Consider the following 13,830-nt stretch of genomic DNA (forward strand, 5'->3'; position numbering starts at 1 on the left):
CTCCAAATCTTCTACCTCTATTATGGATTCATAACGTCATAAGTTTCAAGAAATTTTGTGTTAAAATCTCCAGAAACAAAAACATCATGGTTCATTAACCTTAAATGAAAGGGTATGGTTGTTTCAATACCTTCGACTACAAATTCTGATAATGCACGTTTCATTTTTTGAACAGCTTCGTCTCTCGTTGGAGCATGGACTATCAATTTTGCTACCATAGAATCGTAATATGGAGGAATAAAATAGCCTGTATATGCTGCCGAATCAACCCTTACGCCAAATCCACCTGGGGGTAAATACATTTCCACTTGACCCGCTGACGGCATAAAATTTTTATTCGGATTTTCCGCATTGATTCTGCATTCAATTGCCCAACCGTTAAATTGAACATCATTTTGCTCAACCGATAATTTTTCACCGGAGGCTACTCTGATTTGCTCCTTAATTAAATCAATTCCAGTCACCATCTCTGTAACAGGATGTTCAACTTGAATCCTTGTATTCATTTCCATGAAATAAAATTTTCGCTTGTGATGATCGAAAATAAACTCAACTGTTCCCGCTCCGGTATAATCGACAGCTTTTGCTGCAGTCACTGCCGCTTCGCCCATTTCGGCTCTCATTTCACTATCAATTGCAGGCGAAGGTGTTTCTTCTACGAGCTTTTGCATTCTTCTTTGAATTGAACAATCTCTTTCACCCAGATGGATGACATTCCCAAACGTGTCCCCTAAAACCTGAATTTCAACATGGCGGAAATCTTCAATAAATTTTTCAATATAAACACCGGGATTGCCAAAAGCAGTTAATGCCTCTTGGCGGGTAATGCGAAAACCTTTTAGCAGATCGGCTTCATCTCTTGCTATTCGAATCCCTTTACCGCCGCCCCCGGCAGTCGCTTTAATAATGACCGGATATCCGATGTCAGAAGCAACCTGAATGGCAGCATCTTCATCATCCACAATTCCTCTCGAACCTGGCACTACCGGTACACCGGCCGCGCGCATGGTCTCTCTAGCTACATCCTTTGTACCCATTTTTGAAATGGCATCCGCTGACGGGCCAATAAAAATCAGATGACATTCTTTACACATTTCGGCGAAATCAGCATTTTCGGCTAAAAAGCCGTAGCCTGGATGAATAGCATCACATCCTGTTAATTTTGCCAGACTGATTATATTTACCTTATTTAAATAACTGTCCTTAGAGGCAGTGGGCCCAATACAGTAGGCTTCATCCGCAATTTGTACATGCAGGGCAGTTTTATCAGCTTCAGAATAAACAGCTACCGTTTCAATATCTAATTCCTTGCAGGCGCGGATAATTCGAACGGCAATTTCACCACGGTTTGCAATTAGTACTTTCTTTATCATGAGTCGGTTCCTCCTATTCGGCTTTTACTAAAAACAGAGGTTGACCGTATTCAATCAATTGGCCATCTTCCACCAATACTTCCACAATCTCACCGGAAACTTCAGCCTCAATTTCATTAAACAATTTCATCGCTTCCACAATGCAAACAATTGTATCCTTCTTAACTTTTTCACCAATTTTTATGTATGGGTCTTCATCAGGCGATGATGCTCCATAAAATGTGCCAACCATTGGCGAAGTAATCTTGTGAAGGTTGGATGGTTGTTCTGTTTTTTCTCCCACAACAGGCGGTTTCTCTTCTATACTCTCAGATTGAACCTCTTGTTTAGATACAGATTGTACTGCCGGTGCAGGCACTGGTGCATCTGTTGGTTGTATACTGTTTTCTAATCCAGTACTTTTAATAATTTTTATTTTTGTACCCTCTTGTTCAAACTCAAACTCATTAATAGTTGTTTGGTTAATTAATTTTATAATTTCTCTTATTTCCTGTACTTTCATCAGGAACCACCCCTCCTATTTATGACCAGATACTAATATAATACTATAATAGCTGGTAGAAATTCAATTTTGATAAATAGATACCCCTTTTGCAAGTTTCTAATTTTTGTTAAAAAGATTATTAAAAAAATCCAGTTATTCAGTCTGTATGCGCATACAAAACTTACTCTAGCTGCTTGATTCGGCAATGAAGTGAGTAGTTTATTTCCTCAAAAAAAGCATTTAAATTTCACTAGTAAAATCTCTATAGATCAATTTAGAAGCTTTCCTAATTTAACTCCCTCCTCTGCTTTCTCTTATGGCAGGTTATTTACAAGTTCGATAAAAACACCTCACAATCCTTTTTATTTACATATAAAATTATTGGATTGTTTACTAAAACTAATAATCCCACCCTGAGATGAGCTACGTTAAATATCTGTAAAACTATATAAACAGAATTTTGCCGGCCTGCTTTTAAAGAGTTTCCTAATCTCTCTGGACGTATTCCAGATAATCACAGATTACCTAAAATCCTTTTTCAGATACGCCAACTTGTCCGATTCCATTTTTATTTACTGATGGCTACACAGAGTATAGCTTCCTGCCAATACTAACATTTTGAGAACACTGTTCACCTGATTACGCTCCATCATTTGCTGGTAGTTGTGATTTGAATTATATAAACTAGCAATTATGGAGGGGAATTGACTTTTAACTCTTTCCTTACACCAAAAACGATATCGGCAGCTCACCGATATCGTTTCATAGATTGGTATTATTTTTCCGGTTGAAATTCAACAGCAACTGCATTTGTTTTGCCAATTTCTTTTGTGACCATTTGGATAATTTCATTTGCAGCCCCTGCATCCTGTTTATCAGCTTTTACAGTAATTTGAATTTGATCACCATCAGCCCTTACCAATGCGTCTTTATAACCAAGCGCAATAATCATCGTCTCTAGCATATCCTCTTTTGTGGACATTTCGGCCAATGCCTCAATCTGTGCGTGTGCTTCCACTCTCTCTTCTTCCGATAAATCGCTTGAAGCAACTTTATTTGTCAGTTCCTCTTTCTGCCTGCTTCTTTCATCATTCAGATCAATACGCATCGCTTCAAAAATAGAATCACTTGATTCATTTGTTATAACTGTGGAAGACTCTTCATTTTCAGTTGAATCTTTAGACGAATTTGTATTTGTTTTTTCTTTCGTAGTCTGAGTATCCTGTTCCTGATTTACCGCTGTATCCTGTGGTGTTGTTATATAATATACACTTAGCACCGCCACCAAACTTAACATCGTCAATAACCAAACTGTTTGCTTTCTTAACAACATATTTTTCCTCCTTAAAATCCTTATTTTTTAGCTGATACGGCTACACGGTGACTTGGTACATCCAGCACCCTGGTTACCGCATCAATGATTTCCTTTTTTACACGAACATCATCTGCTCCCTTTGCCACAATTAATACTCCACGAATAGCCGGTTTCTTCGTTTCTCTAACCAGAGGAACCTCTTTATCCCCTTCGCGTATAATCACAATCTTTTCATCTGTTGAAAAATCCTCAACCTTTCTCTGCCCGCCATCACGGTCTGTTTCTTCTGTTGTTTGGCGCTGCGCGACTGAATTCTTTTCGTAAACCTTTGTTTCTGTTGCGTCAATATTGACGATAACGGATACATTTGATACCCCTTGCATCGTTTCCAATGTACCCTTCAATTCACTTTCATACATTTTTTCAATATCTCCGATTGATCCAGACTTTTTTGATGAAGTTGATTTCCAGGTCGTGACCGCTTCCTCTTCTTTCTGATTTTGCGTAGAACTCGCTTGAAAAACTTTATTTGTTTGTCCATTTTCAGAGGTGGGTTTATTCGTAAACATGCTTGCCACCATCAGTAATATACCGGCAATTAAAATAATGGCAAGATACCGATATGTTTTCTTTTGTTTGCCTCCCTCATCTCCTTTGGACAATAAGTCCTTAATCTTTTGAATCCAATCATTCTTCAAAGCCCATCACCCCCTTCATTTAATCCGATTACAATTTTATTTGAATCGATCCCCCATATATTAGATAGTATTGTGGATAGTTCGGATGACGGTATATCATTCATATTGGTTTGTTTCTGATCAATGTTAATATCAATTTTTTCTACGGGCTGCACAACCTCTGAGCTGGACTCTTGGCTTTCTGCCACAAACACGTGTATGGTTTCAATATTTTCTACATTCATTTCTCCATTCTTATCCAAAAGTGTAATTGTAATATCTTGAATGGCATAATTACTTTGGTCCATCAGCTCCTTTTCTGCTTCATTCTTTAATTGGACAGCCATATGTTCCAATATATATGCCTGCTGTGTCTCTTCTATTTCTCTTTTCTTACTTTCCATTGAATTTTCTAATTTTGGATTTTTCCATGTACTGCTCTGCATGATTTTTTCCTGAATGTTACTTGTAAAATTTTTATTAAAAATAGATAGAATGGGAGCGATGAAAACAGCGATCAAAAGTAACCCGATAACTAGCTTTGTATATTTCTGCATGGTTGAGTTTGGGAGGAGCATGTCCAAAATGATCGCAAATAAGATAAAAACGATTATATTAGTTACCCAGTCAGTTAAAATACTCATTCATTCAGCCTCCTATCGAACCATCATCGTGATATTTCCTGCAGCCACGATTACAGTAACGGTCAGGAAGAACATAAGGCTGACAATGGCCAATGCAGCGAAAACGAAAATGATATTTTTGCTGATAATCTCGAGACACTTAATCATCTGCCCAGCTCCAAGCGGTTGTAAAATCGCTGCAGCCACCTTATATACCATGGCGATTAACAATATCTTTAAAGCTGGAAAAGCTGTCATAATCAATAGAATGACCACACCCGCTATCCCAACTGTATTTTTTAAGAGGAGAGATGCTCCAATTACGGTATCAGCTGCATCGGTAAACATCCTTCCAACTACCGGAATAAAATTCCCAGTCACAAATTTTGCTGTTCTGATCCCAATTCCATCCGCCACTGCAGTTGATACTCCTTGCACGGAGATCACTCCTAGAAATACGGTCATGAAGATACCCAGCAATCCCACACTCCAGGTTCGTAATAATCCAGCTAATTGAGTGACCTTGTAGTGCTCAGAAAGCATGCTGACTATGCTTAGCAGAGTCGATAGAAATAACATCGGCAAAACAATATATTCAATTAACGCTCCACTCGTATTCATTAAAAACAGGAGCATCGGATGAAAGAATGCTGATGACAGAACACCTCCAGAGCTTGCGATTAGCGCAAGCAATAAAGGGATTAAGGCAACCAGAAAATCCGTGATGGCGGCAATCGTATCTATCACATAATCAACTGCTACATAGAAGCTATTCAGTGCAATAATCATCAAAACCATAAAGACAATTGCATTTGCCACTTTACTGACAGATGTTTTTTCAAATGTGCTTTGCAATGTTTGCAGAAAGACACTGAATACAGTCAACAGAATGAGCGTTCCGAGTAATTTTCCATTAGCAATAATTTCATGGAAGATGAATTTGAGAATACCACTGAGCCATTCTTTTAAAGAGAATTTTTTCTCTCCACTTATAAAATCTACAAAGCTTCCTTTTTGGGACTCAGGCAAAAAACCTCCATATTCCTCGTAAACCGAATCCCAAAATTGTTTTAAATCATCAAGAGGAATATCGCCCACATTAAATGTTTCAACAGCCTGCGTTTCTTCTGGCAAATCAGTAGAGGTGGGAGAGGCTTGAGTTGTTTGGCCATTGCTTAAGCTAAGAATTAGAAATAGAATGATGATACTTGTCCACTTTAATTGCTTCATTTATATTCTTCAGCCCCTTTAAACCTTTCACCACAATGATTAGTTAGGAATCATCTGAATGACACTTTCAATAATGACCGTTAAAATTGGAATGGCCATCGTGAGGATAATAATCTTTCCAGCCAATTCAATTTTTGAAGCAATTGCACCCTGCCCAGCATCTTTTGTTATTTGTGATGTAAATTCAGCGATATAGGCAATTCCAATGATTTTCAAAACTGTTTGTAAGTAAATCATATTCACATTTGCATTAACGGCCAATTGCTGAATCATTTGAATGATTTCGTAGATTTTATCTATCAGAAAAAGAAATATAGCGCTTCCGACAAATACAACAAGTAAGAAAGCTAAATTTGGCTTTTGTTCCTTGATGATCATTGCCAGAAATGCTCCAACCAGTGCAACACCCGTTATCTGCAACATTTCAATGGCTCATCACCCCAATATTCCTATTGAAATAAAAACACGGATTTAATTCGATCAATCAACTGACCTACCACCTGTGCCACATTAAATAAGATATAAATAAAACTCACCAATATGACCCATTGTGAATATTCCTTCTTGCCCACCTGATCAAGAATCGTATGAATGAACGCAACAATCAGCCCGACCCCTGCAATTTTAAAAATAATATCGATATCAATCCCCATAACCCACTATCCTCCCTCTCGCTACATCATTAAAATGGCAATGAGCAGACCTGCAAAAAAACCTAGACTTCTGGCCATTTTGTCGTATTTCACCTGCTTATCAACGGCATCTGCTTCCTCCCTCTCGAGATGAACCAATGCCAACTGAATTTGTTTTTGCTGGCTCTCCCGATCATGTCTACCTAATGTTTCTCCGAATTGGAGAAGGATATCTATTTCTTTTTGCTGTAGTTCTGATTGTTTTCTTACCACTTCAAGACTTTCACCCCATGCTGCCGACACAGATTGATTGGCTGAGCCGAGCCTGCCTGCAAAGTCCGTAAAAAGAATCGAAACTGGAGCAGGAATTTGTTTCGCCAGTGTTAATACCGCTTCTTTTAAGGGAGAATGCCCATACATAATTTCAGCTTCCAAAATTTGAAGTGCCGCTCGTAAATCACGGATATGTTTAGGTCTGGTGATTAATTTTTTAGAAACTTCAAAGCCGATAAGGGATGTAGCTATAACAATTAAAACTGCACCTAAAATTTTAATCATATTCTCACTCTTTCCCCATCAAATAGCACCTTGCCTGTACGATCTTTTATTTTTGATATACATCCTGGCCGATCTATTCTCTTGAGTTCCACAATTCTCTCAAAATTAGCTTCCTGTACGATGTTTTTCATGATGGGTCTGGCTAATATATCATCAAGCGAATGTCCATGCGCCGTTATAAAGAGCGTTATACCAGCGTTTACGGCTTCCATCATCGCCTCAGCATCTTCTATTCTTCCGATTTCATCGGCCGCAATGATTTCCGGGCTCATAGATCTAATCATCATCATCATTCCTTCAGCCTTTGGGCAGCCATCAAGCACATCTACTCTGATACCGAAATCCATTTGTGGAACTCCTTGAACACATCCAGCAATTTCAGATCGCTCATCTACAATCCCCACTTTCATCGCACGGATCGGATAGGAGCGATCTCCACTGGAAGCATAGCGGGCTAGATCTCTTAAAAATGTTGTTTTCCCCGTTTGCGGCGGTCCGATAATCAGAGTCGATAGCCAACGATTATGATATAAATACCGAACCCATTCATTTACCAACCCCTTCTTTTGTCTGGCAATCCGGATATTAAAAAAAGTGATATCTCTAAGTCCCTTCACTCTTCCATTTTCCAGAATAACTCTCCCTGCCAAACCAATACGATGTCCTCCCTGAACGGTTATATAACCGCGTTTTAACTCTTCCTCGAGCATATAAAAGGAAAACTGGCTGACTTTATTAAGAAATAAATCTGCATCCTCCCGTAATACAGGCTTATGCCCATACGAGATTCGATTTCCGAACATGACTTCAAGCGGTCTTCCAACTCTAATTCTTATTTCTTCAATATCCCCCGGGTTTTTGGCTATTTCTTTTAGCTCTGCGCCAATAGCCGGAGGTAATAATTCAATGATTGAATCCATATCTCTCCCTCGCCTGGTCTGTCATTATTTAAAATGTATTCATGGACAGGCCGTTTATGACTTTTTTAGAAACAAACGCGCGGTTAAATGACTATAACCGTAAAATAAAAATCTCTTTAGATTCGGAAAAAGGTATAGAGATAGAAGAATCCAGTAAATTAATTGGAATGGCGGAACTAAGGAAAGGTGGAATTGGATGACGGGGTTGTTCACTATATATTTTGGCTTAAACAAAAAACTCCCGGGAATTTATTCCCGGGAGTCTTTACACCTATTTATTAACCTCTTGATACATAAGATGCATCAGAAGTATTGATGATCAGTTTGTCACCTTCATTTACAAAGAAAGGAACTTGAACAGTAAGACCAGTTTCAACAGTAGCTGGTTTCGTACCGCCTGATGCTGTATCACCTTTGATACCTGGTTCTGTTTCAGTTACTACCAATGTAACAGTTGTTGGAAGCTGAACGCCAAGTGTTTCCGTTTGGAACATCATGATAGACACTTCCATGTTTTCTTTCAAGAATTTCAATTCATATTCGATTTGCTTAGATGACAATTCGATTTGATCATATGTTTCGTTATCCATAAACACATGATTATCTCCACTTGCATATAAGTATTGCATTTTACGGTTTTCGATATGTGCTTTAGCAACTTTTTCACCAGCACGGAAAGTTTTCTCCTGGATAGCACCTGTACGAAGATTACGTAATTTAGAACGTACAAACGCAGCTCCTTTACCAGGTTTTACGTGTTGGAATTCAATTACTTGCCAGATACCGCCATCCACTTCAATTGTTAAACCAGTTTTAAAATCATTAACAGAAATCATACAATATAGCCTCCTACAGCCTTATAAAATAAGTAAATCTTTCGTCGAATGAGTAAATGTTTCGTTAGAATCCTCCGTAATAAGGAGATCATCTTCGATTCTTACTCCTCCAACTCCAGGTAAATAAATACCAGGTTCACAAGTGACAGTCATGCCTTTTTCCAAAATAATATCAGATTTAGCAGAAAGTCCAGGACCTTCATGCACTTCAAGTCCAATCCCATGTCCAAGGGAATGACCGAAGTATTCCCCATATCCTTTGGCAGCTATGATATCTCTTGCAAGAGCATCTGCTTCGCGACCTGTCATACCCGGTTTAATATGCTCCATTGCATACAACTGAGCTTCCAGGGTAACATCATAGATTTTCTTTAATTCATCAGTTGGGTCACCGACCGCCACTGTACGTGTAATATCAGATATATACCCATTATAAAGGGCACCATAATCCATTGTGACAAAATCGCCTTTTTCTATTACTTTTTCTGTTGCAACACCGTGCGGCAATGCAGAACGTGCACCAGAAGCGACAATGATATCAAATGATGATGAAGTAGCCCCTGCTTTACGCATAAAGAATTCTAATTCATTTGATACTTCTATTTCAGTTAAACCTGGACGAATATACTCAATAATATGTTTAAATGCAGCATCTGCTATGTCTGCTGCTTCCTTTAATATCTTAATCTCTTGCGGTGTCTTAATCAAGCGCAATTTTTCAACAACATTGGAAACAGGAACAAGTTCACCTTCCACAACTTTTTCATATAACTTATAGGTAGCATAAGTAAGGTCATCCTGTTCAAACCCGATTTTTTTTGCATCCATTTCCTTCAATTGAGCCGCTATCTCATCTTGAATTGGTCCGCTGTGTTTGACAATCTCAAATCCAACTGCCTGTTTGCCCGCTTGCTCCACGTATCTAAAATCTGTAATAAATTTTGCATCCTTCTGGGAAATTACGACTACTCCCGCTGTTCCAGTAAAGTTAGAAATATATCTACGGTTATATGGGTTTGTAATGATGATAGCATCAATATGTTCCTGACTTAATCTTTCACGCAATCTCTGAATTTTTTCCATTGAATAGACCTCTCCCTCATGATTAAGTAGTCAATAAAGCACGTAACGCCAATTCATAGCCATTCAACCCAAGCCCTACAATTTGACCCTTCGTTACAGGGGCAGTGACAGATTGATGACGAAAAGGTTCTCTGGCATGGACATTTGAAATATGTACTTCTATTACCGGAACTGAAATAGAGGCGATCGCATCCCGTATCGCATAGCTGTAGTGCGTAAATGCCCCTGGGTTTAAGATAATCCCTGAAGCCGAGTTTGTTTCCGCCTCATATAGACTATCTATTATCGCTCCTTCGTAATTGGATTGAAAACACACCAATTGCGCCCCGAGTTTTATAGACTGATTCACTAACGACTCTTCAAGATCTGCGAGAGTCGTTCTTCCATAAATCTCGGGCTCTCGAAACCCCAGATAATTTAGATTTGGTCCGTTGATTAAATAAATTTTTTTATCCATAACCAGGCTCCCGTGTTTTAAAGTGATACTTTCAATTTTAACACAAGAGTGAAAAATTCGACTACCTATTACTGGACGGAATCCACTTTTACTTTCTTTCCTTCCTCTGCCTCAAGTTTCCGTTCATGATATTCAAAACTAATGGAGTACCCGACAAATAGTCCGTACAAGACAAAGATACATAGTGTCGTTACAATGGTATCCGCTGATAGTTCCCCAACCGTTTTCATTCCTGGAAATAATGGCCTTAATACAAGGAATGGAAGACCCCATAGAGCAATCCCATAAACAATACCAATCCAATAAGATTGCATCTTACGAAAAATAAAGGAGTAAACATAAGCAAAGAGCATAGAAATAAGACACAGGCATAAAATTGACAGTACCACGCCCATCCACCCTTTAACAAAATCGGCTTTCACCCATGTGCGAAGAAGAAATGTTGGGCCTATTTCCGTAAAATGAAAATAGTGACAGATTTGAAAAATCGCACCCCAAAGCAATCCTCCATAAAATCCAACTGAATTAATTACACCATAATAGCCCATCGGCTTTTTCAGCTTTTCTTTTGCTGTTTCCATATCCAATCACCTCACAACTGCTAGTATGTGCGAAATAGACAAAGTTCATAAGAGAAATGGAAACAATCACTAGTGAAATAGAGAAAAATTCTGTAGAATAGATAATATAGACAACTTAACCATTATGGAGTGATGAATAAATTGGATAATAAGCCAATCTACGGCGGACAGGCTGTATTAGAAGGTGTAATGTTTGGAGGCAAACATTGTACCGTTACAACCATTAAACGAAAAGATGGATCATTCGATTCCTATGCATTGCCAAAAACAAGCCATCCCCTGCTGATAAAATTAAAAAAGATTCCGTTTCTGCGTGGTATTGTGGCTTTATTAGAATCCAGTGCAATCGGCTCCAAGCATTTATCTTTCTCTACAGATCGATATGACGTTGACCCAGCGGATGACCATAAGATTGAAGAAGAAGAAACGTCTAAACTGGGTATGATTTTGGGCGTAGCAGGCATTGGGATTTTATCCTTTATACTCAGTAAATTACTTTTTACCGTAGTACCAATATTTTTGGCTGTTATTTTTAAGAGCATAGCACCCGGAGAAACAGTACAAGTATTATTAGAAGGTTTTTTCAAACTCACATTATTATTACTATATATCTATATCGTATCGTTAACACCGCTCGTAAAAAGAGTCTTTCAATACCATGGGGCAGAACATAAGGTTATCAACGCATTTGAAAGCAATAAGGAATTAACGGTGGAAAATGTTCGTAACGCATCTAGATTGCATTATCGATGCGGAAGCAGCTTTATTTTATTCACCGTATTTGTTGGAGTTTTTCTATATATGTTCGTTCCTTCTGATGTCCTTTATATTCGTATTTTAAACCGAATTGCCTTAATACCAATTGTCCTAGGTGTATCATTCGAAGTACTGCAGTTAACCAATAAAGTACGTAACGTTCCTGTATTGCGCTTTTTAGGTTACCCGGGACTATGGTTGCAGCTTTTAACGACAAAGGAACCAAGCGATGAACAAATTGAGGTAGCCATCGTATCATTTAACAAAATGCTCGAAACTGAAAATAACTACAAACAAGGTTTACTCGAAGAAAAAATAGTGTAAAGAATAATAAAAGAAAAATAATTTCCTTGCTTATTGTTTATTTTTTCCTAAATATGCCAATGATGCTCTTAAAGGAGGTGCTTTCTGTGAATCGTAAGAATTCGATGATTATTATTTATATCCTTCTTGGTTTCGCAGCTTTGGGGTTAATTTCCACTTTGATAAATAACCCGTTCGAACTAATTAAAAACGTACTCATTGGAGCCGCTGTTGTTGGGTTGATTTATTTTGTTATTACACGATTCAGGAATGGTAACTCGGGTGGAGAGTATCAGGCATACAGGAAAGCAGCCCGAAAAACAATCAAGAAGAAACGTAAACATGAAATGATTAAAACAAAAAGAAGCAAACATAATACACATGGATTAACCGTCATTTCTAAAGAACAGCTGATTAACAGACCTAAGAAAAAGTCAGATGTCAAACTGACTGTCATAGAAGGAAAGAAAGCACGTAAAAAAAACCGGGCCCTTTTTTAAAGAGTTCGGTTTTTTTACGTGCTTTCGTTAAAGAACAATATATGATACTTTATCCTTATTTCACCTAACGGGTAAAATAAGAATAATAAGCTAGGGTGATTATAATAAAGGATAATCCATAAGTTATAGATTAAAAGTTTAACTGATAAATTGACTTATTTAAATTCTCCACGATACAACCATGGAAAAAGGCCATCTAAAAATCGTTCAGTTGCCGGCATAAAATAGGAACCATAATGATAGTCAGGATCAAGAGTCGTAATAATCCAAGTGCCCTTAGTTGATTGTTCATCTATATACAGTACAGATCCGCCATCATCCGTAGCTATAAGTGTGGTAGCATGCTCTGGTGGCCAAAATACTCCGTGTTGATGCCATGTTGAATCCTCAAGCGTAATATACTTAAAAAATTCATGGTCATCATTTTTAGTTACTAACCCACTATTTGCATTTTCTTCAAGCCACCACCAAAAATTCGTCTCGCGTTCTTCCCATTTTTGATTAGGGAGCCATTCCCATGGCTGTGGACCCATAGCCACAATAATACCGCCCTGATCAGCAAACTCATAGAACTTCTCTTTATTATCAAGCAGTATTTGACCATTTAATTGAGAAGGAACAATCAACACATCAAATCCTGTTAAATCAAAATCTTTCAATTCAAGCTGATAAATAAGAGAGTCTATGAATTGCGCATACTTTGGCTCATGAAAAGTTCTATAATGCGGCGCATGCCCGCCATAAATCACAGCTATTTTTCTCATTATGCCTCAACTCCTTTGGTGCGTACTAATTCTTTCTTAAGGACCTCTATAAATTGAGGAGTTATTTGGTTTGTTGTGTTTTTCCGCTGACCATATCCTAATAAACTCCTGCCAGCATGAACAATAACTGTCCCATTCGTTGTTTCACGATCAATGTACGTAATGGCCTTACCATCTGTAAATGTTAGGCAAATCTCCGCATGTTTCGGTGGCAAATAAAAACCTCTTGCAAAGAAACCTGCAACACCCTTCGTATATACCATATCCTCTACTTTTACACCTTTAAAAATCGGTGAATTCTCAGGAACCTCTACTAGGTAATCCTGATGGCCGCGAATCTTCTTCGGCATCATTGGTATACAGCCAGGCAGCCAAGCTCTAAACATGTGGCCACAAAATACAACAATCTTTCCTTCGTTTAAGAATTGCTCTATTTTTTCTTTATGTTTATACAAATACTCCTGATCTGCAAAATCCGTAATAACCAAAACATTGTATGGAGCCAATTCAATGTTTGCAAACTCATATTCCATTAATTTAGTATGTTGACCGGATGATAATTCTGTTTTATAACCAAATGCATGATTCGGACATAGTTCCAGTATTTTAAGTTCCATTGTATCTCCTCCTTGTGTTGAGTAATCTAGCTTCAACTCCTAACTCCTCGAGTCATAAGTGTAGCCACTACAGGAGGAAAGATCACCTCCCTACGTGCCTCCTCTTATGCTTGTCGGAGCT

General features: G+C 38.2%; 19 protein-coding genes. 3 read left to right on the forward strand and 16 right to left on the reverse strand.

What is annotated here, in order from left to right:
- Positions 1 to 20: 20 nt before the first annotated feature.
- From accC to spoIIIAA, 10 genes are all read right to left on the reverse strand, one after another.
- Entirely contained in the window at positions 21 to 1,373 is a 1,353-nt protein-coding gene (gene accC, locus AC4G3N_RS04445) for an acetyl-CoA carboxylase biotin carboxylase subunit (RefSeq protein WP_066104950.1), read from the reverse strand.
- A gap of 13 nt (positions 1,374 to 1,386) precedes the next feature.
- The gene (gene accB / locus AC4G3N_RS04450) at positions 1,387 to 1,878 is read right to left on the reverse strand and encodes an acetyl-CoA carboxylase biotin carboxyl carrier protein (protein WP_066104953.1); all 492 of its coding nucleotides are present in this window, start codon (positions 1,876 to 1,878) and stop codon (positions 1,387 to 1,389) included.
- A gap of 754 nt (positions 1,879 to 2,632) precedes the next feature.
- Positions 2,633 to 3,190: a SpoIIIAH-like family protein gene (locus tag AC4G3N_RS04455; protein ID WP_066104956.1), complete on the reverse strand. Its 558-nt coding sequence runs from the start codon at positions 3,188 to 3,190 to the stop codon at positions 2,633 to 2,635.
- Between the two features lie 20 nt (positions 3,191 to 3,210).
- Positions 3,211 to 3,870 (reverse strand): stage III sporulation protein AG, encoded by a 660-nt coding sequence (spoIIIAG, locus tag AC4G3N_RS04460; protein WP_066104959.1) that lies wholly within the window; start codon positions 3,868 to 3,870, stop codon positions 3,211 to 3,213.
- On the reverse strand, positions 3,867 to 4,493 hold the full coding sequence (gene spoIIIAF, locus AC4G3N_RS04465; protein WP_066104961.1) for a stage III sporulation protein AF: 627 nt from the start codon (positions 4,491 to 4,493) through the stop codon (positions 3,867 to 3,869). The genes spoIIIAG and spoIIIAF overlap by 4 nt, the downstream gene beginning before the upstream one ends.
- A 12-nt stretch (positions 4,494 to 4,505) precedes the next feature.
- Complete coding sequence (gene spoIIIAE, locus AC4G3N_RS04470) at positions 4,506 to 5,702, reverse strand: stage III sporulation protein AE (protein ID WP_066104964.1); 1,197 nt, start codon at positions 5,700 to 5,702, stop codon at positions 4,506 to 4,508.
- A gap of 39 nt (positions 5,703 to 5,741) precedes the next feature.
- The gene (gene spoIIIAD / locus AC4G3N_RS04475; RefSeq protein WP_140462035.1) at positions 5,742 to 6,125 is read right to left on the reverse strand and encodes a stage III sporulation protein AD; all 384 of its coding nucleotides are present in this window, start codon (positions 6,123 to 6,125) and stop codon (positions 5,742 to 5,744) included.
- 26 nt (positions 6,126 to 6,151) lie between these two features.
- The gene (spoIIIAC, locus tag AC4G3N_RS04480) at positions 6,152 to 6,355 is read right to left on the reverse strand and encodes a stage III sporulation protein AC (protein ID WP_049670184.1); all 204 of its coding nucleotides are present in this window, start codon (positions 6,353 to 6,355) and stop codon (positions 6,152 to 6,154) included.
- Between the two features lie 21 nt (positions 6,356 to 6,376).
- Positions 6,377 to 6,892 (reverse strand): stage III sporulation protein SpoIIIAB, encoded by a 516-nt coding sequence (spoIIIAB, locus tag AC4G3N_RS04485; protein WP_140462034.1) that lies wholly within the window; start codon positions 6,890 to 6,892, stop codon positions 6,377 to 6,379.
- Entirely contained in the window at positions 6,889 to 7,812 is a 924-nt protein-coding gene (gene spoIIIAA / locus AC4G3N_RS04490; RefSeq protein ID WP_140462033.1) for a stage III sporulation protein AA, read from the reverse strand. The genes spoIIIAB and spoIIIAA overlap by 4 nt, the downstream gene beginning before the upstream one ends.
- A gap of 56 nt (positions 7,813 to 7,868) precedes the next feature.
- On the opposite strand from spoIIIAA, the gene AC4G3N_RS04495 reads away from it, so the two are divergent.
- The gene (locus AC4G3N_RS04495; RefSeq protein WP_180350001.1) at positions 7,869 to 8,012 is read left to right on the forward strand and encodes a hypothetical protein; all 144 of its coding nucleotides are present in this window, start codon (positions 7,869 to 7,871) and stop codon (positions 8,010 to 8,012) included.
- A 78-nt stretch (positions 8,013 to 8,090) separates the two neighbouring features.
- Here AC4G3N_RS04495 and efp read toward each other — a convergent pair whose 3' ends face one another.
- From efp to AC4G3N_RS04515, 4 genes are all read right to left on the reverse strand, one after another.
- Entirely contained in the window at positions 8,091 to 8,648 is a 558-nt protein-coding gene (gene efp / locus AC4G3N_RS04500; RefSeq protein ID WP_066104976.1) for an elongation factor P, read from the reverse strand.
- A 21-nt stretch (positions 8,649 to 8,669) separates the two neighbouring features.
- Entirely contained in the window at positions 8,670 to 9,731 is a 1,062-nt protein-coding gene (locus AC4G3N_RS04505) for a M24 family metallopeptidase (RefSeq protein ID WP_491089802.1), read from the reverse strand.
- 22 nt (positions 9,732 to 9,753) lie between these two features.
- On the reverse strand, positions 9,754 to 10,188 hold the full coding sequence (gene aroQ / locus AC4G3N_RS04510) for a type II 3-dehydroquinate dehydratase (protein ID WP_491089803.1): 435 nt from the start codon (positions 10,186 to 10,188) through the stop codon (positions 9,754 to 9,756).
- A gap of 68 nt (positions 10,189 to 10,256) precedes the next feature.
- On the reverse strand, positions 10,257 to 10,769 hold the full coding sequence (locus AC4G3N_RS04515; RefSeq protein WP_491089804.1) for a YqhR family membrane protein: 513 nt from the start codon (positions 10,767 to 10,769) through the stop codon (positions 10,257 to 10,259).
- 132 nt (positions 10,770 to 10,901) lie between these two features.
- Between AC4G3N_RS04515 and AC4G3N_RS04520 the strand changes: the two genes are divergently transcribed.
- Entirely contained in the window at positions 10,902 to 11,849 is a 948-nt protein-coding gene (locus AC4G3N_RS04520) for a DUF1385 domain-containing protein (RefSeq protein ID WP_066104984.1), read from the forward strand.
- A gap of 86 nt (positions 11,850 to 11,935) precedes the next feature.
- On the forward strand, positions 11,936 to 12,328 hold the full coding sequence (locus AC4G3N_RS04525; protein ID WP_077248061.1) for an SA1362 family protein: 393 nt from the start codon (positions 11,936 to 11,938) through the stop codon (positions 12,326 to 12,328).
- Between the two features lie 155 nt (positions 12,329 to 12,483).
- On the opposite strand, the gene AC4G3N_RS04530 is transcribed toward AC4G3N_RS04525, so the two are convergent.
- Together AC4G3N_RS04530 and AC4G3N_RS04535 are read right to left on the reverse strand one after the other, a co-directional pair.
- Positions 12,484 to 13,092: a hypothetical protein gene (locus AC4G3N_RS04530; protein ID WP_066104987.1), complete on the reverse strand. Its 609-nt coding sequence runs from the start codon at positions 13,090 to 13,092 to the stop codon at positions 12,484 to 12,486.
- Positions 13,092 to 13,709 carry a phosphate starvation-inducible protein PhoH gene (locus AC4G3N_RS04535; protein WP_491089805.1) on the reverse strand — a complete coding sequence of 206 codons (618 nt, stop codon included), beginning with the start codon at positions 13,707 to 13,709 and terminating at the stop codon, positions 13,092 to 13,094. Before AC4G3N_RS04535 ends, AC4G3N_RS04530 begins: the two co-directional genes overlap by 1 nt.
- Positions 13,710 to 13,830: the final 121 nt, after the last annotated feature.

This window comes from Bacillus sp. z50, from assembly GCF_058313585.1.